At 75.3% G+C, this 24,241-nt stretch carries 21 protein-coding genes; 4 read left to right on the forward strand and 17 right to left on the reverse strand.

The window, feature by feature from the left end:
- Nucleotides 1-112 precede the first annotated feature (112 nt).
- Complete coding sequence (locus GWJ10_RS01440) at nt 113-1,606, forward strand: helix-turn-helix transcriptional regulator (protein ID WP_163184846.1); 1,494 nt, start codon at nt 113-115, stop codon at nt 1,604-1,606.
- Between the two features lie 75 nt (nt 1,607-1,681).
- Here the strand turns inward: GWJ10_RS01440 and GWJ10_RS01445 are convergent, their stop codons facing one another.
- From GWJ10_RS01445 to GWJ10_RS01510, 14 genes are all read right to left on the reverse strand, one after another.
- Nucleotides 1,682-3,442: an alpha/beta hydrolase gene (locus GWJ10_RS01445; protein ID WP_206158301.1), complete on the reverse strand. Its 1,761-nt coding sequence runs from the start codon at nt 3,440-3,442 to the stop codon at nt 1,682-1,684.
- An 80-nt stretch (nt 3,443-3,522) separates the two neighbouring features.
- A complete protein-coding gene (locus GWJ10_RS01450; protein ID WP_163184598.1) occupies nt 3,523-4,728 on the reverse strand; it encodes an acetyl-CoA C-acetyltransferase in 1,206 nt (401 codons plus the stop codon).
- Entirely contained in the window at nt 4,725-5,882 is a 1,158-nt protein-coding gene (locus GWJ10_RS01455; RefSeq protein ID WP_163184600.1) for an alpha/beta fold hydrolase, read from the reverse strand. Before GWJ10_RS01455 ends, GWJ10_RS01450 begins: the two co-directional genes overlap by 4 nt.
- Nucleotides 5,879-6,583: a CoA transferase subunit B gene (locus GWJ10_RS01460; protein WP_277394937.1), complete on the reverse strand. Its 705-nt coding sequence runs from the start codon at nt 6,581-6,583 to the stop codon at nt 5,879-5,881. Before GWJ10_RS01460 ends, GWJ10_RS01455 begins: the two co-directional genes overlap by 4 nt.
- A gap of 3 nt (nt 6,584-6,586) precedes the next feature.
- Nucleotides 6,587-7,471 (reverse strand): CoA transferase subunit A, encoded by an 885-nt coding sequence (locus GWJ10_RS01465; RefSeq protein WP_163184602.1) that lies wholly within the window; start codon nt 7,469-7,471, stop codon nt 6,587-6,589.
- On the reverse strand, nt 7,468-8,529 hold the full coding sequence (locus GWJ10_RS01470) for an alpha/beta hydrolase (RefSeq protein WP_163184604.1): 1,062 nt from the start codon (nt 8,527-8,529) through the stop codon (nt 7,468-7,470). The genes GWJ10_RS01465 and GWJ10_RS01470 overlap by 4 nt, the downstream gene beginning before the upstream one ends.
- Nucleotides 8,526-9,302, reverse strand: a complete 777-nt coding sequence (locus GWJ10_RS01475) for a 3-hydroxybutyrate dehydrogenase (protein ID WP_163184606.1) — start codon at nt 9,300-9,302, stop codon at nt 8,526-8,528. The genes GWJ10_RS01470 and GWJ10_RS01475 overlap by 4 nt, the downstream gene beginning before the upstream one ends.
- Nucleotides 9,299-9,997 carry a TetR/AcrR family transcriptional regulator gene (locus tag GWJ10_RS01480; RefSeq protein WP_163184608.1) on the reverse strand — a complete coding sequence of 233 codons (699 nt, stop codon included), beginning with the start codon at nt 9,995-9,997 and terminating at the stop codon, nt 9,299-9,301. The genes GWJ10_RS01475 and GWJ10_RS01480 overlap by 4 nt, the downstream gene beginning before the upstream one ends.
- Nucleotides 9,994-11,583, reverse strand: a complete 1,590-nt coding sequence (locus tag GWJ10_RS01485) for an AMP-binding protein (protein WP_076405206.1) — start codon at nt 11,581-11,583, stop codon at nt 9,994-9,996. Before GWJ10_RS01485 ends, GWJ10_RS01480 begins: the two co-directional genes overlap by 4 nt.
- Nucleotides 11,580-12,737, reverse strand: coding sequence for a branched-chain amino acid ABC transporter permease (locus tag GWJ10_RS01490; RefSeq protein ID WP_163184610.1), 1,158 nt, complete (start codon nt 12,735-12,737; stop codon nt 11,580-11,582). Before GWJ10_RS01490 ends, GWJ10_RS01485 begins: the two co-directional genes overlap by 4 nt.
- Nucleotides 12,734-13,609: a branched-chain amino acid ABC transporter permease gene (locus tag GWJ10_RS01495; protein ID WP_021482276.1), complete on the reverse strand. Its 876-nt coding sequence runs from the start codon at nt 13,607-13,609 to the stop codon at nt 12,734-12,736. The genes GWJ10_RS01490 and GWJ10_RS01495 overlap by 4 nt, the downstream gene beginning before the upstream one ends.
- Complete coding sequence (locus GWJ10_RS01500) at nt 13,606-14,385, reverse strand: ATP-binding cassette domain-containing protein (protein ID WP_021482277.1); 780 nt, start codon at nt 14,383-14,385, stop codon at nt 13,606-13,608. Before GWJ10_RS01500 ends, GWJ10_RS01495 begins: the two co-directional genes overlap by 4 nt.
- Nucleotides 14,382-15,158 (reverse strand): ABC transporter ATP-binding protein, encoded by a 777-nt coding sequence (locus tag GWJ10_RS01505; RefSeq protein WP_085388287.1) that lies wholly within the window; start codon nt 15,156-15,158, stop codon nt 14,382-14,384. The genes GWJ10_RS01500 and GWJ10_RS01505 overlap by 4 nt, the downstream gene beginning before the upstream one ends.
- Before the next feature lies 1 nt (nt 15,159).
- A complete protein-coding gene (locus tag GWJ10_RS01510; RefSeq protein WP_076405209.1) occupies nt 15,160-16,374 on the reverse strand; it encodes a substrate-binding domain-containing protein in 1,215 nt (404 codons plus the stop codon).
- 283 nt (nt 16,375-16,657) lie between these two features.
- Here GWJ10_RS01510 and GWJ10_RS01515 point away from each other — a divergent pair, with 283 nt between their 5' ends.
- The gene (locus GWJ10_RS01515) at nt 16,658-18,145 is read left to right on the forward strand and encodes a PHB depolymerase family esterase (RefSeq protein ID WP_163184612.1); all 1,488 of its coding nucleotides are present in this window, start codon (nt 16,658-16,660) and stop codon (nt 18,143-18,145) included.
- A 20-nt stretch (nt 18,146-18,165) separates the two neighbouring features.
- Here the strand turns inward: GWJ10_RS01515 and nhaA are convergent, their stop codons facing one another.
- The 3 genes from nhaA to GWJ10_RS01530 all read right to left on the reverse strand — a co-directional run bounded on the left by nhaA (nt 18,166) and on the right by GWJ10_RS01530 (nt 21,649).
- A complete protein-coding gene (nhaA, locus tag GWJ10_RS01520; RefSeq protein WP_163184614.1) occupies nt 18,166-19,482 on the reverse strand; it encodes a Na+/H+ antiporter NhaA in 1,317 nt (438 codons plus the stop codon).
- A gap of 161 nt (nt 19,483-19,643) precedes the next feature.
- Nucleotides 19,644-20,228: a DUF1697 domain-containing protein gene (locus GWJ10_RS01525; RefSeq protein ID WP_163184616.1), complete on the reverse strand. Its 585-nt coding sequence runs from the start codon at nt 20,226-20,228 to the stop codon at nt 19,644-19,646.
- A complete protein-coding gene (locus tag GWJ10_RS01530; protein WP_163184618.1) occupies nt 20,195-21,649 on the reverse strand; it encodes an amidase in 1,455 nt (484 codons plus the stop codon). The genes GWJ10_RS01525 and GWJ10_RS01530 overlap by 34 nt, the downstream gene beginning before the upstream one ends.
- Nucleotides 21,650-21,861: 212 nt before the next feature.
- On the opposite strand from GWJ10_RS01530, the gene GWJ10_RS01535 reads away from it, so the two are divergent.
- Nucleotides 21,862-22,482 (forward strand): helix-turn-helix transcriptional regulator, encoded by a 621-nt coding sequence (locus GWJ10_RS01535; protein WP_051028208.1) that lies wholly within the window; start codon nt 21,862-21,864, stop codon nt 22,480-22,482.
- A gap of 59 nt (nt 22,483-22,541) precedes the next feature.
- A complete protein-coding gene (locus tag GWJ10_RS01540) occupies nt 22,542-24,119 on the forward strand; it encodes a DHA2 family efflux MFS transporter permease subunit (protein ID WP_277394938.1) in 1,578 nt (525 codons plus the stop codon).
- Nucleotides 24,120-24,241 lie beyond the last annotated feature (122 nt).

A 24,241-nucleotide genomic window follows, 5' to 3' on the forward strand; every position in this document is an offset into this window, starting at 1 on the left:
AGGTCCGTGCTTCGACCTTCCTCCCGCCCGCAAGCCCTTCTCAAGCCAGATCGGACGAAAGAAACGCGGTTCTTCTCTTGTGCGCAAGGAGTGGTGCGTGTCACTCTCAGTCATGGCTATCCCGACGACGCGACCGGCCGGAATCGCGGAACATGCGGAAATCCCGCTCGAGAGCGAGCCCGACGCCCTGACGATCGGCCGCAGGATCCGGCACCTGCGCACCGCTCGCGGCATGACGCTCGACGAGCTCGGCGCCGCGATCGGCCGCGCGCCGTCGCAGGTGTCGCTCCTCGAGAACGGCAAGCGCGAGCCGAAGTTCGGCCAGCTCCAGGCGGTGGCGCGAGCCCTCGGCGCGAGCCTCGACGACCTGCTCTCGCCGGAGCCGCCGTCGCGCCGGGACGCGCTCGAGATCGAGCTGGAGCGCGCGCAGCGCGGCCCGCTCTTCGACGCGCTCGGGCTGCGGCCCGTGCGGGTGGGCAAGTCGCTGCCCACCGACGCGCTCGAGACCATCGTCGCGCTCGAGCGCGAGCTCCAGCGCCTGCACACCGAGCGCGCCGCGACGCCCGAGGAGGCGCGCCGCGCGAACGCGGAGCTGCGCGCGACCATGCGCGCGCAGGACAACTACTTCCCGGAGCTCGAGGACGCGGCGGCCGGGCTGCTCGACGGCGTCGGGCACGCGGGCGGGCCGATGCCCCAGCGCGTCGCGGCCGACCTCGCCGCCCACCTCGGCTTCACGCTGCACTACGTCGGCGACCTGCCGCACTCCACCCGGTCCGTGCTCGACCTGCGCCACCGCCGCGTGTACCTGCCGAGCAACGGGATGCGCGGGCGGTCCAACGCGACGTCGGCGCTGCTCCAGGCGCTCGCGCCGCACGTGCTCGGGCACGCGGAGCCGCGCGACTACCGAGAGTTCCTCCGCCAGCGCGTCGAGGCCAACTACCTCGCCGCGGCGCTCCTGCTGCCGGAGCGGCACGCGGTCAAGGCCCTGCGCGCCGCGAAGGACGCGCGCGAGATCTCGATCGAGGACCTCCGGGACGCGTTCGCGGTGTCGTACGAGACCGCCGCGCACCGGTTCACCAACCTCGCGACGAAGCACCTCGGCATCCCGGTGCACTTCATGAAGGTGCACGAGTCCGGGGTGATCCACAAGGCGTACGAGAACGACGGCGTGCGCTTCCCCGCCGACCCGCTCGGCGCGGTCGAGGGGCAGTACGTGTGCCGGAGCTGGACCGCGCGCACCGTCTTCGCGGTCGAGGACCGGCTCAGCCCGTTCAGCCAGTACACGGACACCCCGAGCGGCACCTACTGGTGCACGTCGCGCGTGCAGGCGTCGGCCGACGGCGAGTTCTCCGTGAGCGTCGGCGTCCCGTTCGCGCACGTCAAGTGGTTCCTCGGGCGCGACACGACCGAGCGGCTCGTGTCCCGCTGCCCCGACGGCGCGTGCTGCCGCCGCCCGCCCGACGACCTCGCCGACCGCTGGGCCGGCCACGCCTGGCCGAGCGCCCGTCCGCACGCGTCGATGCTCGCGGCGATGCCGACCGGCGCGTTCCCGGGCGTCGACCAGACCGAGGTCTTCTCGTTCCTCGAGGCCCACGCGCCGGACTAGCCAGCCCGTGCCTGCGCGCGCTCCGCCCGGTGCGCGCCGTCCGCGCGAGCCGGGTCGGCGGACGCCGGTCGGCCGTCAGCCGATCGAGCCGCCCTCGACGGGGGCGACCATCGCGTCCTTGAGGCGCGCGGTGTCGGCGTCGGTCCAGCCGTCGGGCGCGTGCAGCGCGGCGAAGCCGTCGGCGTACTCGAGCTGGTAGACGTGCCCGTGGCCGGGCGGGATGTCGGACGCGGCCGCGACGAACAGGTCGCCCGTGAGCTGCCAGAACGTGACGAACGGGTACCAGCGCACGTCGCCGAGCACGTCGGGCCCGCGTGGCTCGCGGAGCCAGTCGGGCTCGGACCACAGGGTCTCCGGGCCCCACCAGGTGACGCCGTCGGACGCGTGCTGGAGGTACACGACGCGCGGCTCGTCCCAGCGCGGGCCGGGGCCCCAGAGGTCGGCGACGCCGGTCGCGACCGGGTCGCCCCAGCGGACCTGGCGGCCGTCGTCCACCACGGGGGCGTACTCGAGCGACCCGGGGTCGCGCGCGTCGGTGAGCTCGCGCCACATCGGCGTGAACCCGGGCGTCCCGGTGAACATGGCGCCGTCGGAGCGCGCCTCGACGTCCTGCACGCCGCTGAACGCGCCCTGCATCCCGAACGACCCGAGCGAGATGCCGAACGCGAGCAGGCGCGGGCGGTCGTCCTCGGGCAGATCCGACCACCGCGCGTACACCGCCTCGAACAGCGCCTTCCCCGCGGCGGGCGGGGTCGAGCGGTCGCCGACGAAGCTGATCCAGCTCGGCAGGTAGGAGTACTGCATGCTGGCGATCGCGGTGTCGCCGCCGTGCATGAGCTCGAGCGCCTCGACCATGGCGGGGTCCACCCAGCCGGTCCCGGTCGTGGTCGCGACGACGAGGACGGACCGGTCCCACGCGTCCGTCCGGTCGAGCTCGTCGACGACGCGGGCCGCCGTGGCGTCGAGGTCGCCCTCAGGGTCGAGGCCCGCGTACGCGTGGATCGGCTCGCGCACGTCCGCGGGGTCGACGACGTCGCCCGCCGCGGCGAACGCGCGCAGCTCGTCGAGGGTCGGGCCGGAGACGACGAACTTGCGCCCCTCCGCGCCGAGCGAGTCCCAGGGCTCGAGGGAGTCGGGGGAGCCGGACCGCTCGGGGAGCGTCGGGGGCGTGAGCCGAGGGCTGATCTCGGCGTTCGCCGCCGCGTAGACCGAGTTCAGCGCGCTGAGCGTGCCCGACCAGATGACGCCGTTGAACAGCAGGACCACGACGACGGCGACCGCGACGCCGCTGACGAACCGCGCCACGGGGGCGGGCACGACCTTGCCGACGAGGACGCTCAGCCATCGGGCGACGCGGCGCAGGCCGCGGCCCGCCTGGAGCACGAGCAGCGCGACGGCGAGCGCCGCGAGCAGCGTGACGACCTCGCGTCCGGGGACGTCCTCCGACATGCCGAACAGGTGCCGCAGCTCGATCTGGCGCCGCGCCCCGAGGATCAGCGCCAGCGGCACGAGCACGACGGCCGCCCCGGCGAGCACCCACCACGCGATCCGGCTCGCGCGCGCGGTCCACCGGATCCGCAGCCCGACCTTCACGGCGAACCACTCGACGAGCGCGCCGACGGCGTACCCGCCGACGGCGCTCACGCCCGAGATCACGGCCTGGTAGTACCAGGCGCGCGGGATGAGCGACGGCGTGAACGACAGGCAGAACCAGGCGAGCGCGACCACGAGCCCGGTCGCGGAGAACCGCCGGAGCCACCGCCCCCACGCGCCGTGCCGGGGGCGCTCCTCGTCGACGGGCTCGGGGGCGCGGGTCTCCGTCGTGGTGGGCTGCACCCCGCGATCGTAGGCGCGGCACCCCGAGCCGTCCCCTCGAACGGCCGGGGCGCCGTCGGTCCGCCCGAACCAGGCGAGCCCTATGCCTCGAGCAGCAGCGCCTCGCCCTGGCCCCCGCCGCCGCACAGCCCGACGGCGACGCGCCCGCCCCCGCGGCGCGCGAGCTCGTGCGCCGCGTGCACGGCGAGGCGGGCGCCGGAGGCGCCGATCGGGTGCCCGAGCGAGATGCCGCCGCCGTGCACGTTGACGACGTCCGGCGAGACGCCGAGCACGCGCGTGGAGACCGCGACGACGGTCGCGAAGGCCTCGTTGATCTCGACGAGGTCGAGGTCGTCGACCGTCCACCCGGCCCGGTCGAGGGCCTGCCGGATCGCGCGCGCGGGCTGGGAGTGCAGCGACGTGTCGGGGCCGGCGACCTGGCCCCACGTCCGCACGGTCGCCAGCACCGGCGCACCCGCGGACTCGGCCCGGGCGCGGGTCGTGAGCACGAGCGCGGCGGCGCCGTCGGAGATCTGCGACGCGTTGCCCGCGGTGATGGTGCCCTCGGGGGCGAACGCGGGCCGCAGGCGCGCGAGGCCTTCGACCGTCGTGTCGGGGCGCACGCCCTCGTCGTCGCGCACCTCGACCGGCTCGCCCCGGCGCTGCGGGACGCTCACGGGGGCGATCTCGGCGTCGAACAGGCCGTCCTTCGCCGCGGCAGCGGCGCGCTGGTGCGAGGCCGCCGCGACGGCGTCCTGCTCCTCGCGGGGGACGAACACGTCGCCCACGTTGGTGCGCTCGGTCGAGACGCCCATGGAGGCGTGGTCGAACGCGTCGGTGAGCCCGTCGCGCGCGACGGCGTCGACGAGCGTCGCGTCCCCGAACGCGAACCCGGCGCGCGACCCGGGGAGCAGGTGCGGCGCGTTGGTCATGGACTCCTGGCCGCCGACGAGCACGACCTCCGCCTCGCCGGAGCGGATCATCCGCGTGCCGTCGATGACGGCGGTGAGCCCCGAGAGGCACACCTTGTTCACCGTCACGGCGGGCACGTCCCAGCCGACGCCCGCGGCGGCGGCCGTCTGGCGCGCGGGGTTCTGGCCCGCCCCGGCCTGGAGCACCTGGCCGAGCACGACGGCGTCGACGGCGTCCGCGCCGAGGCCCGAGCGCTCGATCGCGGCACGCGCGGCGACGGCGCCGAGCTCGACCGCGGTGAGCGCGGCGAGCGAGCCCTTGAGGCGGCCCTGGGGCGTGCGGGCGGCGGCGACGACCACGACGTCGTCGGGGGAGTGCGGGGTGGTGGTGCTCACGGCTGGACCTCCAGGGGTGCGGACGGCGGTGTCTGCGCGGGCGCCGGGGGTGTGGTGCCCGCTCGTGCGGCGGCGGCGTCGACGTCGGCAACGGCAGTGTCGACCAGCCCGAGCAGGAGCCCGAGGAACACGTCCGGCTCCTCGAGGTGGGGGCTGTGCCCGACGCCGGGCCGCACCTCCTCACGGTACCGCCCGCCCGCGGCCGCGTAGGCGTCGAGGACGGCCCGGGTCTGGGCGACCATCGGCTGCGGCGGGTGCGTCTCGGCCCCGGGCCAGCCGGGGACGGCGCCGAGCGCGCCGAGCTGCGCGAGGTCGAACAGCGACGTGTCCGAGACGATCGCGTCGGCGTCGCCGCGCACCCACAGCACGGGCGCGGTGGCGCCGGACGTCGCGAAGCCGGACAGGTCGCAGTACTTCGCGCTGATCGCGTTGTTCATGCCGCGCGTCCCGGGGGCCACGCCGGGCCACGTGCCCGACGCCGTCCGGTCGCCCGGGTAGCTGTCGTCGCCCGTGCGCGTGGAGAGCACGGAGTCGAGCAGGAGCTCCTCGAGCGCGCCGAGCGGCTCGCCGAGCGCGGCCGGGTCGGCGACGTAGAAGCGGCGCAGCACGTCGCGGGGCGACCCGGCGTCCTCGCTGCGGTCACCTGCGGCGAGCGCCGCGACGAACGCCGGGTTCGCCGTGCCGCCGCCCGAGCCCGCGAAGTCGGGGGAGAGCGGCGTCCCGGCGACGTCGCGCGTGCCGCCGAACCCGTACGGCGACATGGGCGCCTCGAGCAGGATGCCGTCGAACAGGTCGGGCCGGTCGGTCGCGAGCTGCAGCACGACGCCCGCCCCCGCCGAGTGCGCGACGGCGACGAGCGGGCGCGCGAGGTCGAGCGCGTCGAGGACGGCCGCGACGTCGTCGGCGAAGTCCCGCACGCCCCGGGTCGCGTCGACGGGCCGGGGCTCGGCGTCGCCGTACCCGCGCAGGTCGACGGCGACGCCGCGCACGTCGGCGGGGAGCGCGCGCAGCAGCGGGTCGAAGAACGCCGACGACGAGCAGTTGCCGTGCACGAGCAGGACCGTCGCGCGGGCCGCACCCTCGGCGGCGACCTCGCGCACGTGCTCCCGACCGCGCGGGGTCGGGACGTCGCGGCGCAGCACGTCGCGCGTCACGACGGCGTCCCCGCGGCCTGCGTGGACGGTCCCGGGCCGGCGTCGGCGACGTCGAGAGGGGCGTCGTCGAGCGCGACGGCGAGGTCGGGCTCGGTCGCGGCCCGCACGTCGTCGACGCTCACGCCGGGCGCGGTCTCGCGCAGCACGAGCCCGTCGGGCGTCACGTCGATCACCGCGAGGTCGGTGATGACCCGGTGCACGACCCCGCGCCCCGTGAGGGGCAGCGAGCATGAGCGGAGGATCTTGGGAGACCCGTCGCGCGCCACGTGCTCCATGAGCACGATCACGCGGCCCGCCCCGTGCACGAGGTCCATCGCGCCGCCAGGACCCTTGACCATCTTGCCGGGGATCATCCAGTTGGCGAGGTCGCCCGTCTCGGAGACCTGCATGCCGCCGAGGATCGCGGCGTCGATCTTGCCGCCGCGGATCATGCCGAAGCTCAGCGCGGAGTCGAAGAACGCGGCGCCCGGCAGGACGGTGACGGTCTCCTTGCCGGCGTTGATGAGGTCGGGGTCGACGGCGTCCTCGGTCGGGTACGGCCCGACGCCGAGGATCCCGTTCTCCGACTGGAGCACGAGGTGCTTGTCCTGGGGCACGTAGTTGGGCACGAGGGTCGGCAGGCCGATGCCGAGGTTGACGTACCAGCCGTCCTCGAGCTCGCGCGCGGCGCGCGCGGCCATCTCGTCGCGGGTGAGCGGCACGGCTCAGCCCTCCTTCACGGTGGTCGCGGTGCCCGACGGCGCGGGCGCGGGCTGGTCGGTCGCGGCGGCCGAGCGCACGGTGCGGCGCTCGATCCGCTTGGGCACGTCCGGGCCCACCTCGACGACGCGGTGCACGAACACGCCGGGCAGGTGCACGGCGTCGGGGTCGATCTCTCCGGGCTCGACGAGCTCCTCGACCTGCGCGACGCACACGCGGCCCGCCATCGCGGCGAGCGGGGAGAAGTTGCGGGCCGACCGGTGGAACACGAGGTTGCCGTGCCGGTCGCCGCGCAGGGCGTGCACGAGCGCGAAGTCGGTGGTGATCGCGTCCTCGAGCACGAACTCGGCCTCGCCGGCGAACGCGCCGTCGCGACCGCGCGGGCCGACGCCGAACGTGCGCACCTCCTTGGGTGCGCTCGCCTGCGCGACGCCGCCCGCGCCGTCGTACCGCTGGGGCAGGCCGCCCTCGGCGACCTGCGTGCCGACGCCGGTGCGCGTCCAGAACCCGGCGATGCCCGCGCCGCCGGCGCGCAGCTTCTCGGCGAGCGTGCCCTGCGGGGTGAGCTCGAGCTCGAGCTCGCCCGAGAGGAACTGCCGCTCGAACTCCTTGTTCTCCCCGACGTACGAGCTCGTCATCTTCCGGATGCGCCCCGCGCCGAGCAGGACGCCCAGGCCCCAGTCGTCGACGCCGCAGTTGTTGCTCACGACCCACAGGTCGCGCGTGCCCTGGGCGAGCAGCGCCTCGATGAGCGCGATCGGGTTGCCGCACAGGCCGAACCCGCCGACGGCGAGCGACGCGCCGTCGGGCACGTCCGCGACGGCCTCGGCCGCGGACGCGACCACCTTGTCCAGCCCGGTCCCTCGTGGGGACGCGATCGTGGGGCTCATGCCGTGACCTCCTCGTCACTCGCCGGTCCGGGTCCGTCGCTCGTGACGGCGGCCAGGGCCCGCAGGGTCTCGCCCGCGACGGCCTCGACGCCGGGCGGGCTCATGATGATCGTGTAGTGATTGATACCCGCTACGTCGCGGGTGCGCAGCCCCGGCAGCCGCGCGCGCCACGCGGCGAGGTGCTCGGGGGAGTAGAGGGCCTCGGGCTCGTCGAGCAGGCCGCGCGGCGCGCGCAGCAGCACGAGGGGCACGTCGAGCGGGTGGTCGCCCGCGAGCGCGTCCGCGAGCGGCCCGCCCTCGTAGAGCTCGAGCGAGTCGGCGGAGACCGCCGCGCCCGACGACGCCGGGCGCAGCGCGGGCGCCTCGCCGACGAGGTCGTAGTCGACGTACCCCGCGACGACGTCGGCCCACGGCTCGTCCCACGCGCTCGCGAAGGCGGGGTGCGCGCGCCAGAACCCGCGGTACTCCTCGTGGTCGGCGAACGTGCGCTCGAGGCGCTCGACGGCCGGGCCGAGCAGGGCGCGCAGGACCTCGTCGTGCGTCGCGTCGGGCGCGAGCCCGGTCGGCGGCGGGAGCGGGATACCGCCGTCGACGAGCACGAGCCGGGAGACGCGGCGGGGGTGGCGGTGCGCGAGCACGACGGACACGAACGCGCCCATGGAGTGGCCGAGCGCGACGACGCGGTCGATCCCGAGCGCGTCGAGGACCGTCGCGAGGTCGTCCGCGTGCGCGCCCATGCCGTACGGGCCGGGCAGGCCGTTGCTGCGCCCGCGCCCGCGCAGGTCGGGCGCGACGACGCGCACGCCCGGCAGCGCCGCGACGACGGCCGGCCACGCGCGGTGCGACGCCGTGATGCCGTGCACGGCGAGGACGGTCGGGACGGCGTCGGGCGCGGGGCGCACACCGCCGTCGGGCCGGGCGCCGGGCTCGGGTGCGTGCGGACCGACCGGGTCCCACACGCCGACGCGCAGCCGCCCGCCCGCGACGGGGACGTCGAGCGTCGCGTAGGTGTGGGTCGCGGCGGTGACGTCGTCCGGCGCGGTCGTCGGCGCGGTCACCGGGCGCTCCAGCCGCCGTCGATCGTCCACGACGCGCCCGAGACCATCGACGCGTCCGGGCCGGTGAGCCAGCCGACGAGCGACGCGACCTCCTCCGGCTCGACGAGCCGCCTCACCGCGGACTCGGCGAGGAGCACCGTCGCGAGCACCTCGGACTCGGGGATGCCGTGCACGCGCGCCTGGTCGGCGATCTGCTTCTCCACGAGCGGCGTGCGCACGTACCCGGGGTTGACGCACACGCTCGTCACGCCGTGCGGACCGCCCTCGAGCGCCGTCACCTTGGACAGGCCCTCCAGGCCGTGCTTCGCGGACACGTACGCCGACTTGAACGGCGACGCCACGAGGCCGTGCACGGACGACACGTTGACGACGCGCCCGAACCCGCGCGCGTACATCCCGGGGAGCGCGGCCCGGACCAGCAGGAACGGCGCCTCGAGCATGATCGCGTGCAGCAGGCGGAAGTCGTCCGGGCGGAAGTCCTCGATGGGGCTCACGCGCTGCACGCCCGCGTTGTTGACGAGGACGTCGACGTCGAGCGTGAGGTCGTCGAGCGCGCGCGTGTCGGCGAGGTCCACGACCCACGCCTCGCCGCCGAGCTCGTCCGCGAGGCGCTGCGCGCCGCCGGGGTCGACGTCGGCGACGGTCACGTGCGCGCCGCGCGTGGCGAGCTCGCGCGCGCACGCGGCGCCGATGCCGCTCGCGCCGCCCGTGACGAGCGCACGACGCCCGGCGAGGGTCGGGGCGGTGCCGGGGCCGGTGGCGGGGACGGTCATCGCGCGTCTCCTTCGGTGTCGGTCGAGGTGGCGGGCCTGGTCCCGGTCGGCGGTGCGGTCCGCGGCGCGGCGAGCGCGCGCTCGATGAACTGCATGGTCTGCTCGAACACGTGCGGGGGGACCTCGGCGGCCGCGGTGTCGTACGACGGAGGCTCCGCGCCCTCGTCCCAGCGCCCGCCCCACAGAACCCAGCGCATCCCGACGATCTCGCCGATGCCCATGAGCGCCCACGCGGCGACCTCCGGGTCGACGTCGTGGCCGACCTCGCCGTTCGCGCGCGCCTTGTCGAGCCCGGTCATGTAGCCCTCGACGATGCGCGCGTAGTGGCGGCGCAGCGCCCCGGGCGAGACGAACTCGGCCTGCCGGACGATCCGGTAGAGCGCCGGGTGCTCGGCGGTGAAGCGGAAGAACGCCTCGAACCCCGCGCGCTCGGCGGCCAGGCGCGTCGTCGCCTGCGAGCTCGCCTCGATCATCGCGTGCCGCACGCGGCGGTTGAGGTCGTCGACGAGCTCGTCGAACACGTCGATCTTCGACTCGAAGTACAGGTAGAACGTGCCCTGACCCACGCCCGCGGACTCGGTGATCTTCACGATCGACGCGTCGTGGTACCCGACCTCGGCGAACACCTGCTCGGCCGCGGCGAGGATCTTCGCCCGGGTGCGGTTGCCGCGGGCGGTGCGGGGCTGGGTGCTCATGAGTCCTCCGGGACGGTCACGCGCTCGGCGAGCGAGCGGCGCGACACCTTGTGCAACGACGTGCGGGGCAGGGACGGGACGAGGTCGAAGCGGCGCGGGACCTTGAAGTGCGCGAGCTCGCGGCGGCAGAACGCCTCCAGCTCCTCGGCGTCGGTGGGGTGGCCGGCGCGCGGCACGACGAACGCGGCCCCGACCTCGCCCCACCGGTCGTCGGGGACGCCCACCACCGCCACGTCCGCCACCGCGGGGTGGCGGCGGAGCACGGCCTCCACCTCGGACGGCGTGACGTTCTCGCCGCCGACGATGAAGACGTCCTTGAGGCGGTCGACCACGCGGTAGCACCCGTCGACGTCGCGCTCGACGAGGTCGCCGGTGCGCAGCCAGCCGTCGCGCAGGACCGCGGCCGTGGCGGCCTCGTCGCGGAAGTAGCCCGCGAACACCCCCGGCCCGCGGACCAGCAGCTCGCCCGCCGCGGGCCCGTCGAGGTGGCGGCCCGTCACCGGGTCGGCGACGGCGACCTCGACGTGCGGGTACGGCGTGCCGGCCGAGCCGCTGCGCTCGCGGGCCTGGTCGTCGGGCAGGCACAGCACGTTGGGGCCCGCCTCCGTGAGCCCGTAGCCCTGCGAGAGGGCGACGCCGCGGCGGTGCCACGTGCGCAGCAGCGGCTCCGGCATGGGCGCGCCGCCCACGACGGCGTGCCGCAGCGACGACAGGTCGGCGTCCGCGAAGCCGGGGTGCTCCGCGAGGAGCAGGTAGTTCGTCGGGACGCCCATCATCGTCGTGACGCGGCGCTCGGCGACGAGCTGGAGCACGCGCTCTGGCTCGAACGTGCGCTCCAGGACGACGGTCGCGCCGGTCCACCATGCGAGCAGCGGCTGGATGTTCCACCCGCCCGCGTGGAACTGCGGCAGCACGCTCAGCACGACGTCGTGGCTCGTCAGCTCGACCGTGCGCGAGAGCGAGAGGTTCGTCCAGAAGCAGTTCGCGTGCGTGAGCAGCGCGCCCTTGGGCGTGCCCTGCGTGCCGGACGTGAACACGAGGAGGAGCGGGTCGTCGTCGCGCACGGGCCGGCGCTCCGGCGCGGGCCCCCGCCGTGACGGCGGCGGGACGTGCGCCTCGACGCCGCTGCGCCCGAGCTCCGCCCGCCGGGGCGGGCGGCCGGGCCGCTCCCCGTCGAGCCGGCGCAGCGGGTCGAGCCGGTCGAACGCCGAGTCCGCGAGGCCGGAGAACTCCTGCTCCACGAGCACGAGCGCGGGGTCGGCCTGCTCGACCTGGGCGGCGAGCTCGCCGGGCGACAGCCGCCACGACAGCGGCGCGAGGACGAGCCCGGCCTGCGCGCACGCGAAGAACAGCACGACCTGGTCGGCGCTGTTGCCCGTGACGGTCGCGACGCGGTCCCCGACGCCGTAGCCCGCCTCCCGGAACGCCGCCGCCAGGGCGCTCGCGCGCTCGTGCAGGTCGCGGTAGCGCAGGGTCACGCCGCGGTCGTCGACGGCGACGCGGTCGGGCGTCGCGAGCGCGCGGTCGCGCGTCCAGCGCCCGAGGGTGTGCAGGCCGTCCTGGGCGTCCTGGTGCTGCGTCGTCATGCCACCTCCTCCAGGCGCTCGCGGGCCTCCTCCCGATCCTCCCGCGGGCGGCGGCGCGCGGCGAGGCGCGACGCGGCGCCCGCGATGCCGCCGGGCAGGAACATCACGACGAGGATGAAGAGGGTCCCGAGCAGGAACAGCGGCTCGCTGAGCGGCACGCGCAGCACGGCCGGCAGGTCCGCGACGGCCGCGGAGCTCGCAAGCGTGCCGAGCCGCTGGTCGAGGATCGTGTAGAGCACGCCGCCGACGATCGCGCCCCACCGGGACCCGACGCCGCCGAGCACGACCATGACGAGCAGCGTGAGCGTGAAGTCGGCGGACGTCGCGCGCGGCACGGCGCCGGACTGGAGCAGCAGGTACGCCATGCCGACGACGGTCGCGAGCGTCGCCGCGAGGACGAACACGAGGAGCTTGACGAGGTAGGGGCGCCCGCCGATGACGCGCACGCGCATCTCGTTCTCGCGCGTCGCTGCCGCGACGTGCCCCGCGCGCGACCGCTCGACCCACAGCACCACGAGGTAGACGACGACGAGCACGGCGAGGGCGAGCCAGTAGAGGTTGCGCGTGTTGAGCACGCCCACGAACGCGTCGGGGACGTTCCGGGTCGCGAGCGCGAGGCCCTCCTCGCCGCCGGTCGTGCCCCCGGGGTTGCGGCGCACGAGCACGTTGCCCGCCTGGGCGAACGCGAGGGTGACCATGGCGAACGAGATGCCCGTGACCCGCAGCGAGACGGCGCCGACGACGTGCGCGAGGACGATCCCGCCGACGAGCACGAGCGCCGCGGCGGGCAGGAGCGGGATCTCGGTCGTGTCGAGCACGATCGCGAGCCCGTACAGCCCTGCCGCGAAGTACAGCGCGTGGCCGAAGCTCAGCAGGCCCGCGACCCCGAACAGCAGGTGGTAGCTCAGCGCGAGGGCGCCGACGAGCCAGCACATCGCCATCATCTGGAGCGCGCCGGGCGTGTACGTCGGGCCGGGCAGGACGCCCGGCACGTGGAGCGCGAGCAGCGGGAGGCACGCGAGCACCGCGACGAGCGCGACGCCCGCGAGCGTGCGGACCAGCGTGCCCGACGGCGCCCGGCGGGCGGGTCGGTCGGCGCGCGGTGCGTCGTCGGCGGGGGCGGCCGGGGCCGGGGGAGCGGTCTGGGTGGTCATGCGGCTGCCCTCCCGAGGAGGCCGGTGGGACGGACGAGGAGCACGAGCGCGAGGAGGAGCACGACGAGGAGGTCGCCGTAGCCGAGGTAGTAGTTCGCGAACTGCTGCAGGACCGCGACGAGCACGGACGCGACCGCCGCACCGGTCAGGGAGCCGAGCCCCCCGATGACGGTGACGATGAACGCGAAGATGAGCAGCGACCCGCCGAGGTGCGGGGAGACGTACCCGAAGTACTGCGAGGCGAGGACCCCGCCGAGCCCCGCGGCGGCGCCGCCGACCGCGAAGACGAGCGTGAACGCCTTGCGCACGTCGATGCCGAGCGCCGTGACCATGGACCGGTTCTCGACGCCCGCGCGGATGATGAGCCCGTAGCGGGTGCGCTGGAGGAACAGCACGATCGCGCCGAGCACGAGCGCCGCGGCGCCGATCGCGACGAACCGGTCGTTAGGCACCGGCGCGCCCGCGAGGTCGGTCGTGCCCTTGAGCCATGCCGGGCCGGAGATGAACTCGGGGTCCGACCCCCACATGCCCTCGAACAGCGCGACGGACGCGAGCGAGAGCCCGACGGTGACGAGCACCTGCTCGATGTGCCGCTCGTAGAGCGGGCGGATGAGCAGGAGCTCGGTGAGCGCCGCGGCCCCCGCCCCGACGACGGCCCCGGCGAGCAGCGAGAGCCCGAAGACGCCCCACGAGTCCGCGCCGAGCGAGCGCGCGACGAACCAGCCGCCGAACGCGCCGAGCGTGAGGAACGAACCGTGCGCGAAGTTGAGGACGCCCATGAGCCCGTAGATGAGCGACAGGCCCGACGCGACGAGGAAGTACAGCGCCCCGAGGCCGAGCCCCGTGACGAGGAGGAGGACGATCGTGCTCACCGGGCCACCGCCCCTTCGGTTCCGTGGTGGTCGACCTCGGCGTGCACGCCGAGGAGCTGCTGGACGCGGTCGGGGTCGTCGAGAAGCTCGCGCGCGGGACCGGTGTGCACGACGCGGCCCGCGTCGATCACGACGACGCGCTCGGCGAGCCGCTCGATGACCTCGAGGTTCTGCTCGACGAGCAGGATCGGGACCGTGCGGGCCGCCTCCGCGAGCGCGTCCGACACCTCCCCGACGATCCGGGGCGCGAGGCCCTTGGTGGGCTCGTCGACGAGGAGCAGGCGGTTGGCGTTGAGCAGGGCGCGCGCGAGCGACACCATCTGCTGCTGACCGCCCGAGAGGGTGCCCGCGCGCTGGGCGGCGCGCTGCACGAGGTCCGGGAAGAGCTCGGCGACGAGCTCGCGCCGCGGGTGGGCGTCGCGCTCGGCGAGGCGCAGGTTCTCCGCGACCGTGAGCCCGGCGAACACCTCCCGGTCCTCGGGCACGTACCCGACGCCGCGCCGCACGATCCGGTCCGTGCGCTCGCCGTCGACGCGCTCGCCCGCGAGCAGCACCTCGCCCCGGCGTTCGATCAGGCCGAGCACGGCCTTGAGGGTCGACGTCTTGCCGACACCGTTGCGGCCCAGCACCGCCGTGACCCCGGTGGCCGGGACGGAGAAGGTCACGTCCTCGACGACCTGCTGGCCCGCGATGCGCGCGGACAGCCCGCGCACCTCGAGGACTGGCACGTCGCTCCCGACCGCGGGCTGGGCGGTGCTCCTGCTGCTGCCGCTCATGCTGCCTCTCCTGCCGTGACGCCGAGGTAGGCGCTCTGCACCGTCGGGTCCGCCATGACGGCGTCGGGGGTGTCGCACGCGAGCAGCTCGCCGTGGTGCATGACGGCGACGCGGTCCACGAGCCCCAGCACGACGTCCATGTGGTGCTCGACCATGAGCACCGTGCAGCCGGTCGCGTGCAGGTCGCGGATGACCTCGACGAGGCCGGGCACGTCGGCCGACGACACGCCCGCCATGGGCTCGTCGAGCAGCACGACGCGCGGCTCGGTCGCGAGGAGCACCGCGATCTCGAGCTTGCGCTTGTCGCCGTGCGACAGGTCGCCCGCGGCGACCTCGGCGCGGCGCACGAGCCCGACGGTCTCCAGGTGCCGGTCCGCCTCCCGCGTCGCGGCGTCGCCACGACGCGGGAAGCGCAGCACCGACAGGGCGCCGCCGAGGCGCCCCTGCGCGGCGAGCCGCACGTTCTCCCGGACGCTCAGGCGCGGGAACAGGCTCGACGTCTGGAACGTGCGGCCCAGGCCCGCGCGGGCGCGCGCGGCCACCGAGGTGGTCGTCACGTCCGCGCCCTCGAGGAGCACCGCCCCGCTTGTCGGGCGGTGGATCCCCGAGACCAGGTTGAAGAGCGTCGTCTTGCCCGCGCCGTTCGGCCCGATCACGCCGAGCATCTCGCCCTGCCCGACGGCGAGGCTCACGCCCCGCAGGATCCGCGCGCCGCCGATCTGGAGCCCGAGGTCGCGGACCTCGAGCGCGGGGAGGGTGTGCGGCTCGCCCACGTCAGCCCGCCTCGGCCGGCGCGACGTCGTCGCCCGGCACCTCGGCGACGAGCTCGGGAGCCCAGCCGTCGCCCTCGGCCACGAGCTTCACCTGGTACATCGGCTGGACGAGCGCGTGGTCGGACGCGCGGACCGTCGTCGTGCCCTTGGGGCCGTCGAAGCTCCAGCCCTCGAGCGCGTCGACCATGGCGTCGACGTCGTCGCCGCCCTCGGCGATCGCGTGGACGATCATCTGCGCGGCGACGAAGCCGTCGGGCGTGAAGAGGTCGGCCTGCTTCCCGGCCTCCTCGACGGACGCGAGCATCGCGGCCTCGACCTCGGTGCCCGCGGCGCCGGGGAAGTAGTGGTTGAGGAAGTCGACCTTGCTCGCCGCGGCGCCGTACGCGCCGTAGGTCGCGACGTCGCCGAGCCCGGTGACGACCGTGGTCGCGTCGAGGACGCCCTGCTGGTCCAGGCCCTGCCACATCGCGCCCGACGTCGCCCCGGCCCACGCGACGAACACGAGGTCGGGCGCGGCGTCGACGATCTGGTGCGCGAACGGCGTGAACTCCGTCGCGTCCTCCGGGACGAGCACGCTCGTCACCTCGGCGCCCTGCGCGCCGAGGACGGCCTCGACCGCGGCGAGGTTGCCCTGGCCGAACGCGTTGTCCTGGGCGAACACGACGACCTTCGCACCGTCCGGGTCGACGAACGTGCCGGCGGTCGCCACGTCCTGGAGCGACTGGCGCCCCGAGCGGAACGTGTAGTCGTTGATGCCCGTGAGCGCGTCGACCGCGGCGGGCCCCGAGATGTAGAGCACCTTGTTCTGCTCGGCCTGCTCGGCGAGCTTGAGCGCCACGCCGGACACGACCGTGCCGCCGAGGATCTGGTAGCCCTTGCCGATGAGGTCCTTTGCCTGCCCGACGGCCTTGTCGGGGTCGCCGCCGTCGTCGTGGAACGTCACGTTGACGGGGCGGCCGTCGACCTCGCCCGTGCCGTCGGTCGCGTAGTCGAGACCGGCCTGGAAGCCCTCGTAGTAGGCCTCGCCGTAGGCCGCGAGCGGCCCGGTCTTGGAGTAGATGATGCCGACGTCGACCGGGTCGGCGCTCGTGCTGGTCTCGCCTCCGGCGCTGCCGCCGCCGCTCGCGTCGGTCGGCGCGCAGGCGGCGAGCGCGAGGCTCGCGGCCGCGAGCGCGGCGACGGCGAGCGCCGACCGCTGGGACTTCTTCGTCCGCATGACTTCGCCCTTCGTTGGGTGGTCCTGAGGGGGAGCGCCGCTCAAACATGAGAGGCGATTCAGGTTGCGGGAATCATGGATCCCCGGGCGGCGCGGTGTCAACCCGCGTCGGGAGGGACCGCCGCGCGCCCGGTGTCGCGAGCGCGCCGGTCGCGGCAGGTCTGATGTTGACAGGTGATTCAGGTCACACGTAGCGTCCGGTTCGCCCGGGTCCGGCGCGCGACGGTGCGCGCCACGGCGCGCGAAGCGCCGACGGCGACCCGACCTCGACGTGGAGGTTCAGATGGTCAGGCACTCCCTCAGACAGCGCGCCCGCGCCCGCCGGTGCGCCGTCGCGCTCGCCCTCGGCGCGGCGCTCGCGGTCGTGCTCGCCCCGCTCGTCACCGCACCGGCCACGGCCGCCGGGTCGTGGTCCCAGCGCACGGCCGGCGGGATGACGGTCGAGCTCTACCGGCCGTCGACGGCGCCCGCGCTCCCCGGCGGTCGGGCGCTCATGGTCTCCCTGCACGGGTGCGTCCAGACGTCGCAGGTGCTCAAGAACGGCGGCAACTGGACCGCGACCGCCGACGAGCACGGCATGGTCGTCGCGGTCCCCGCCGCGCCGAACGGCGGTGTCCTGCTCGGCTGCTGGGACTACTACGACACGAACCACAGCCGCACGAACCCCGCGCGGCACGACGACAACCTGCTCGACCTCGTCTCGACCCTGCTGGCAGACGCCTCGCTCGGCATCGACCCGGACCAGGTCTACGTCAGCGGCCTGTCGTCCGGCGGCGGCCAGGCGATGGTCATGGGCTGCCTCGCGCCCGACGTGTTCGCGGGCGTGGGGATCGCGGCGGGGCCGACGGTCGGGACGACGTCGGGCCAGATCGGGAGCGTCGCGACGACGCTCGCGCAGGCGCGCTCGACGTGCCGGACCTTCGCGGGGACGCACGCGGCGGGCTTCGGCTCGCAGGTGACGTCCGTCGTCTTCGGCAGCGCCGACACGACGGTCGCGACCGGGTACGGGACGCTCAACGCCCAGGTCATGGCCGACCTCTACGGAGCCGGGACCACGTCGTCGTTCTCGCTCGCCGGGCTTGCGGGCACGAACCGCGCGGGCACCGGGTCGCTGTGGTCCGACGCCGCCGGCCCGCGCGTCTCGCTGGTCCAGAACACCGGGCTCGCGCACGCGTGGCCCGCGGGCGGCGGCCCCGGAGGGTCCTACGTGTCGACGAACAGCATCGACTACCCGGCCTACCTCACCGACTTCCTGTTCGCGAACAACCGGCGCGTCGACCGCGACCCGGGCCCCGACCCGGACGTCACGGCGCCGACGGTCGCGATCACCGCGCCCGCCGAGGGCGCCGCCGTCTCGGGGACGGTCCGCGTGGAGGTCGCGGCGTCCGACGACCGCGCGGTCGACCGCGTCGAGCTGAGCGTCGACGGCGCGATGCTCGCGACGCTGCGCACCGCCCCGTACGGGTTCGACTGGGACACGACGGCGCTCGCGCCCGGCTCCCACGTGCTCACGGCCCGCGCGGTCGACGCGGCGGGGAACGCGTCGACCGCGCAGGTCGCGCTGACGGTGCAGGCGCCGACCGGGCCGTGGTGCGGCACCGCGACGAACGCGCAGCACCGGGCCGCGGGGCGCGCGATCTCCTACGGCGTGAACCCCTACAACCCGTACTACGCGGTCGGCTCGCTCGCGTACCTCGGCCAGGGCGACGCGACGGTCACGACGCTGCGCGAGGCCGCGCCCGGCCGGTTCGAGGTCGCCGCCGCCTGCTGAGCAGGGCGGGCCCGCTCGGGCTAGTGCTCCAGGCGGTCCTTCGGGTCACCGATGAAGTCGGTGACATCGTCCGGGAGGTCGTCGCGGTTCATGTCGTTCGAGCGGGCCCGGCGGGCGTCCCAGCGCAGCGCGAGCGCGGCCAGCACCGCCGCGACCGTGGACGCCGCGAGGATCGCGATCTTCGCGCCGTCGGTGTGCTCGGCGTCGGGGAACGACAGCTCCGCGATGAGGAGCGAGACGGTGAAGCCGATGCCCGCGAGGAACCCGACGGGCAGGAGGTCGCGCACCCCGATGCCGGCCGCGAGCCGCAGCGGCGTGAAGCGCGTGACGAGCGCCGTGACCCCGAGCACGCCCACGAGCTTGCCGACGACGAGCCCGAGGACGATGGCGAGCACGACGGGCTGCGTCAGCACCTCCCCGACGGGCGTCTCGCCGCCCACGATCGAGACGCCGGCCGCGAAGAACGCGAACACCGGCAGCGCGACGCCCTGCGAGAGCGGGCGCACCGTGTGCTCGAAGCGCTGCGTGCGCGGCTCCCGCTCCCCGTGCACCGCGAGCGCGGGGACGGTGAAGCCGAGCAGGACGCCGGCGATCGTGGCGTGGACGCCCGACTCGTGCATGAACGCCCAGGCGACCACCGCGACGGGCAGCAGGAGCCACCAGCGGGTGCGGCGAGCGCGCACGAGGACGGCGTAGAGCGCGACGGCGAGCAGCGCGAGGCCGAGGTAGCCCCACTGCAGCTCCGCCGTGTAGAAGATCGCGATGACGACGATCGCGAGCAGGTCGTCGACGACCGCGAGCGTGAGCAGGAACGTGCGGATCGCGACGGGGAGCCCGCGGCCGAAGACGGCGAGCACGCCGAGCGCGAACGCGATGTCCGTCGCCGTGGGGATCGCCCACCCGTGCAGCGCGCCCGGGTCGCCCGTGGTCAGCAGGACGGCGACGAAGATCAGGGCCGGCACCGCCATGCCGCCCATCGCCGCGAGCACCGGGACGCCCGCCTGCCTCGGGTTGCGCAGGCTGCCCGCGACGAACTCCTGCTTGAGCTCGACGCCGACCACGAAGAAGAAGATCGCGAGCAGGCCGTCGGCCGCCCATGTCGACAGCGTCAGGTCGAGGTGCAGCGGGGAGGACGGGCCGACGACGGTGCTCGACAGCGTGAGGTAGGACTCGCGCCAGGGCGAGTTGGCCCAGACCAGCGCGAGCAGCGCCGCGCCGATGAGCAGGGCGCCGCCCGTCGTCTCGCGCCCGACCCAGCGGCGCAGGCGTGCACCGGGGGAGGGGCGGTCGGTCTGCGGGGTGGTCGAGGGGCCGGAGGGCAGGGCGGGGTGGGTCATCGTGCTCCCGGGGTCGCTGTCGTGTCGCACGGCCGCGTCGCGGACCGTGGCCGACCAGACTTCCCGGCACACCGCCCACGATTCTACGGGGCGGCGCACCCCTCGCGGTCGACGTGTCCGGCTCGCGGTCCAGTCTCCTGGCGCTCGTCCCGCCGCGCGCGTCAGGGCGGGGTGTCCTCGGCGAGCGCGAGGAGGCGCGTCGTCGTTCTCCAGTTCCGGCCCGTCACCGGGGTCCCGGCCGCCTTCGCGAGGACGGCCGCCGTCAGCCTCGACCGACCGACGCCGTCGGGGTAGGCGACGTAGAGGACGCCGTTCGCGACGACGGCGCGCTCGGTCGTCAGGCGCGGCCCGAGCGCGGCGGCGGCGTCCGGGTCGACCGGCTCCTCGCCCACGTGGACCAGCAGCCCGGCCGGGCGGTCGGCGGCGTCGTCGGGCAGCGGGTTCCCGCGCACGATCTTCCGGAGGCGCTCGGTCGTGAGCACGGCCACGGCGGAGTCGACGCCGAACCGCTCGGCGACGCCGTCGTGCAGGAGGCGCGCGACGTCCGCGGGCGACGACGCACCGGACGACCCCGGCCCGACGACGAGGTTCCCGCTGTTCACGACCGTGCGGGCGTGCGCGAGGCCGAGCTCGCCCGCGAGGTCCCGCAGCGCGGTCGACGGGACCTTCCGCCCGCCCACGTTCACGGCGAAGAGCAGGCAGGCGTACGCCGTCACGACGACGTCCCCGGGCGACGGTGGGACCACGGCGCGGTCTCCTCGAGGCGCGCCGCGAGGGCCAGCAGCAGGGCGTCGTCCCCGTGGTCCGCGCCGAGCATCACCCCGACGGGGACGGTCGCCGCAGACCCGTCGGGGTCGGTGACGCGCGCCTCGCCGAGCGGGAGGGAGACCGCGGGCCGCCCCGTGAGGTTCCAGAGGCTCGTCCAGGGCGTGAACGCCGTCTGCGCCGCGAAGTCGGCGGCCGGGTCGTCGTCGACGCGCTGACTGCCGACGAGCGCGGGCGGCTGCGCGAGCGTGGGGGAGAGCACGACGTCGACGCCCGACCACGCGGCGGCGACCTCGCGCGTGAGCTGCTGCACCCCCGCGAGCGCCGTCGCGTACGCGAGCCCGCTCACCGCGCGCCCGCGCTCGCGCAGCCACCGCGTGAGCGGCACGAGCAGGTGCTCGCGCTCCGGCGGGACGGGTGCCTGGAGCGCCCCGACGGACCACAGCGCCGCGAACGCGTCCCAGCGCTCGGCCCCGAACGGGGGCGGGATCTCGACGACGTCGTGCCCGAGCCGGACGAGGAGCTCCGCCGCTGCGCGGGCGGCGTCGGCGCACGCCGGGTGCACGGGGGCGTCGGCTGCGATCACGGGCTCCAGCAGCAGCCCGACGCGGAGCCGTCGCCCGTCCGGCGGGGCGCCGAGCCGCGCGGTGAAGGTGTCGCCGGGCCAGGGGCGCGCGAGCACGTCGAGGAACGCGGCGGTGTCGCGGACCGACCGGGTGAGGACGCCGTGCGTCGCGAGCCCCGCGCCGTCGACCCCGTACGGGCCCGGGCTCACGAGCCCGCGCGACGGCTTGAGCCCGACGAGCCCGCACGCGCTCGCGGGGATGCGCAGCGAGCCGCCGCCGTCGCTCCCGTGCGCGACGGGGACGACGCGCGCCGCGACCCCGGCGGCCGCACCCCCGCTCGACCCGCCCGCGGACCGCGCGAGGTCCCACGGGGTGCGGGCGGTCGGGCCGACGTCGGGCTCCGTGTAGCAGGGCAGGCCGAGCTCCGGGGTCGAGGTCTTGCCGACCATCACCGTGCCCGCGCGTTGCAGGAGCGTCACGACGCCGTCGTCGTACGGGGCGGGGAACAGATCGATCGCGGCCGAGCCCGCGCGCATCGGCACGCCCTCGACCATCGTGAGGTCCTTGACGGGGCAGGGGACGCCGAGGAACGGCGGGAGGCCGTCGTGGGGACCGGCCCGGCCGTCGCGCCGCGCCGCCACGAGCGCGTCCTGTGCGGCGAGGGCCTGCGTGCGCGCCAGGTCCGGGGTCAGCACGGTGAAGGCGCCGACGGCGGCACCGACCCCGGCGGCGGCGTCGAGCGTCGCGTCGAGGACCTCGACGGGGGAGACGTCGCCGGCGCGCAGGGCACCGGCGAGCGCGGTGGCGTCGAGATCGAGGAGCTCGGGGGCCCTCATGGCTCGTGAACCTACGCGCGCCGTCGCACCCGCGCGACCGCGCGCCCGCGACCCGCGCGCGCGATCTCCGCGCGCGTGACCTCCGCCCGCATGGAGCCCGGCGGTCGACACCGGTCGAGCGGGAGGCGTATATTCCAACCGGAATATTCCAGCCGGGCGCGAGCTCCCCACCCGCCGGCCTGCTACCCCGCCACCCCGTCCCGGAGACCACCGTGACCTCCCCGCGCCTCAGCCCCACGGCGACCCTCGTGCTCGCCGTGCTGCTCGAGCAGCCCATGCACCCGTACGAGATGCTCGTGCGCCTGCGCAAGCGGCGCGACGACCGCCTCGTGCGGCTCAACCCCGGCGCCGTCTACCACGCGGTGGACCGCCTCGAGCGGGACGGCCTCGTCGAGCGCGCGGGCGTCGACCGGGACGGCAACCGCCCCGAGCGCACGCTCTACGCCATCACCCCGGCCGGCGTGGCCGCGCACGACGCCCGCACGCGCGACCTCGTCCGCGAGACGCCGCGCGAGTACCCCGCCTTCCCTGTCGGGCTCGCGCTCGTGCACGACCTCCCGCGCGAGGACGCCCTCGCGCTGCTCCGCGAGCGTCGCGCGGCGCTCGCGGCCGCGATCGACGGGGTGCGCGAGCGCCTCGACGACGTGGTCGCGCGCGGCCTGCCCCGCCGCTACCTGCTCGACGCCCACTTCGAGCTCCACCAGACCCGGGCCGAGATCGCCTGGCTCGACGCGACCGTCGCGGACGTCACGTCCGGCGCGCTGAGCTGGACCGAGGAGCCCGGGCCCGCGTTCCGCCACTCCCGCACGACCTCACCTCAGGAGTCCTCGTGACCACTCCCGCCCCGGGCACCGGCCCGGCCCCGGCACCCGCCGAGGCCGGCTCGCGCGTCGTGCCCCTCGTCGACCTCCACGGCCGCAGCGCCTGGAGCATCCTGCCGCCGCTCATCCTCGGCTTCTTCATGATCATGGTGGACACCACGATCGTGAACATCGCGGTCCCCACGCTCCAGCGCGAGCTCGACGCGTCGCTGGTCGCGGTCGGCTGGGTGAACAGCGCCTACCTGCTCTCGTACGCGGTGCTGCTTCTGCTCGCGGGTCGCCTGGGCGACCGGTACGGGCCCAAGCCGGTGTTCGTCGTCGGCCTGGCGGTGTTCACGCTCGCGTCCGCGTGGTGCGGGCTGTCGGGCTCGATCGGGATGCTCATCGCCGCCCGCGTGGTCCAGGGTGTCGGCGCGGCGCTCATGACCCCGCAGACGATGGCCATGATCACGCGCGTCTTCCCGCCGCGGCAGCGCGGAGCGGCCATGGGCCTGTGGGGCGCGACGGCGGGCGTCGCGACGATCGCCGGCCCGCTGCTCGGCGGGCTGTTCGTCGAGTCGTGGGGCTGGGAGTGGATCTTCTTCGTCAACGTCCCGGTCGGGGTCGTGGCGCTCTGGCTCGCCCTGGTGCGGCTCCCGCGGCTCGCGACGAACAAGCGCTCGTTCGACGTGGTCGGCGTCGTGCTGTCCGTCGTCGGGCTCTTCGCGGTCGTCTTCGGGCTCCAGGAGGGCCAGACGTACGACTGGGGCACGATCACCGGGCCGGTCACGGTGTGGGGCGTGATCGGCGTCGGCCTGCTCGTGCTGGCCGCGTTCGTGCTGTGGCAGCGCCGGCTCGGCGACGACGCGCTGCTGCCGCTGCGGCTCTTCCGCTCGCGCAACTTCTCGCTCGCGAACGTCGCGGGCATGTCCGTGTCGTTCGCGATGATCGGCATCTTCTTCCCGCTGACGATCTTCCTCCAGTCGATCCTCGGGCTGTCGCCCCTGCACGCCGCGCTGGTCAACCTGCCGGGCTCGCTCGTGTCGGGGATCGTCGCGCCGCTCGCAGGCCGCCTGTCCGATCGCGTGCCCGCGAAGTGGGTCGTCGCGACGGGGTTCGGCGTCCTCGCGGTCGCGATCGGCTGGCTCGCGGCGGTCGTCGGGCCGGGCGTGTCGGTGGTGACGATCGTGCTCCCCATGACGCTGTTCGGCATCGGCACCGGGTGCGTCTTCTCGCCGCTCGCGAACCTCGCGACGTCGGGCCTCGACCACCGCACCGCCGGGGCGGGCGCGGGCGCCTTCAACACGACGCGCCAGGTCGGCGGCGTGATCGGGTCGGCGGCGATCGTCGCGACGCTCACCGCGCGCCTCGCGGTGACCCTCCCGGCGGCCGCGCGGGACGCGGCGGCCTCGCTCCCCGAGCAGTTCCGCCAGCAGTTCGTCGACGGGTTCGCGAACGCGGGGTCGCTCCAGGGGGGCCAGGGCGGGTCGTTCGACCTCCCGCCGGGCGTGCCCGACGACGTCGCGCGCCAGGTCACGGACGCCGCGACCGCCGCGTTCCACCAGGGCTTCGCGACCGCCGTCGGGCAGACGCTCGCGGTCACGGCCGTGGTGCTCGTGCTCGGGTTCGTCGCCGCGATCGCGATGGCGCCGAAGCACGTCGAGTACTGACCCCGTCCGGGATCGACCCGACCGTCACGGCGCCGGCCCTCGGAGGGCCGGTCTCGGGCGCTCGGGTCGATCTCGCGCACCGGGGAGTGCGGCCTCCGCGTGAACGGGGGGTTAAACCTCGC

Origin of the sequence: Cellulosimicrobium sp. SL-1, from assembly GCF_011033075.1 — a bacterium.
GTDB classification, from domain to species: Bacteria; Actinomycetota; Actinomycetes; order Actinomycetales; family Cellulomonadaceae; genus Cellulosimicrobium; species Cellulosimicrobium funkei.

What these genes read in the sequence shown, in the direction of transcription:
- GWJ10_RS01440 (WP_163184846.1), top strand. Translation starts at nt 113, where the DNA reads ATGGCTATCCCGACGACGCGACCGGCCGGAATCGCGGAACATGCGGAA.
- GWJ10_RS01465 (WP_163184602.1), bottom strand. Translation starts at nt 7,471, where the DNA reads ATGAGCCCCACGATCGCGTCCCCACGAGGGACCGGGCTGGACAAGGTG.
- GWJ10_RS01475 (WP_163184606.1), bottom strand. Translation starts at nt 9,302, where the DNA reads ATGACCGTCCCCGCCACCGGCCCCGGCACCGCCCCGACCCTCGCCGGG.
- GWJ10_RS01480 (WP_163184608.1), bottom strand. Translation starts at nt 9,997, where the DNA reads ATGAGCACCCAGCCCCGCACCGCCCGCGGCAACCGCACCCGGGCGAAG.
- GWJ10_RS01485 (WP_076405206.1), bottom strand. Translation starts at nt 11,583, where the DNA reads ATGACGACGCAGCACCAGGACGCCCAGGACGGCCTGCACACCCTCGGG.
- GWJ10_RS01490 (WP_163184610.1), bottom strand. Translation starts at nt 12,737, where the DNA reads ATGACCACCCAGACCGCTCCCCCGGCCCCGGCCGCCCCCGCCGACGAC.
- GWJ10_RS01500 (WP_021482277.1), bottom strand. Translation starts at nt 14,385, where the DNA reads ATGAGCGGCAGCAGCAGGAGCACCGCCCAGCCCGCGGTCGGGAGCGAC.
- GWJ10_RS01510 (WP_076405209.1), bottom strand. Translation starts at nt 16,374, where the DNA reads ATGCGGACGAAGAAGTCCCAGCGGTCGGCGCTCGCCGTCGCCGCGCTC.
- GWJ10_RS01515 (WP_163184612.1), top strand. Translation starts at nt 16,658, where the DNA reads ATGGTCAGGCACTCCCTCAGACAGCGCGCCCGCGCCCGCCGGTGCGCC.
- nhaA (WP_163184614.1), bottom strand. Translation starts at nt 19,482, where the DNA reads ATGACCCACCCCGCCCTGCCCTCCGGCCCCTCGACCACCCCGCAGACC.
- GWJ10_RS01530 (WP_163184618.1), bottom strand. Translation starts at nt 21,649, where the DNA reads ATGAGGGCCCCCGAGCTCCTCGATCTCGACGCCACCGCGCTCGCCGGT.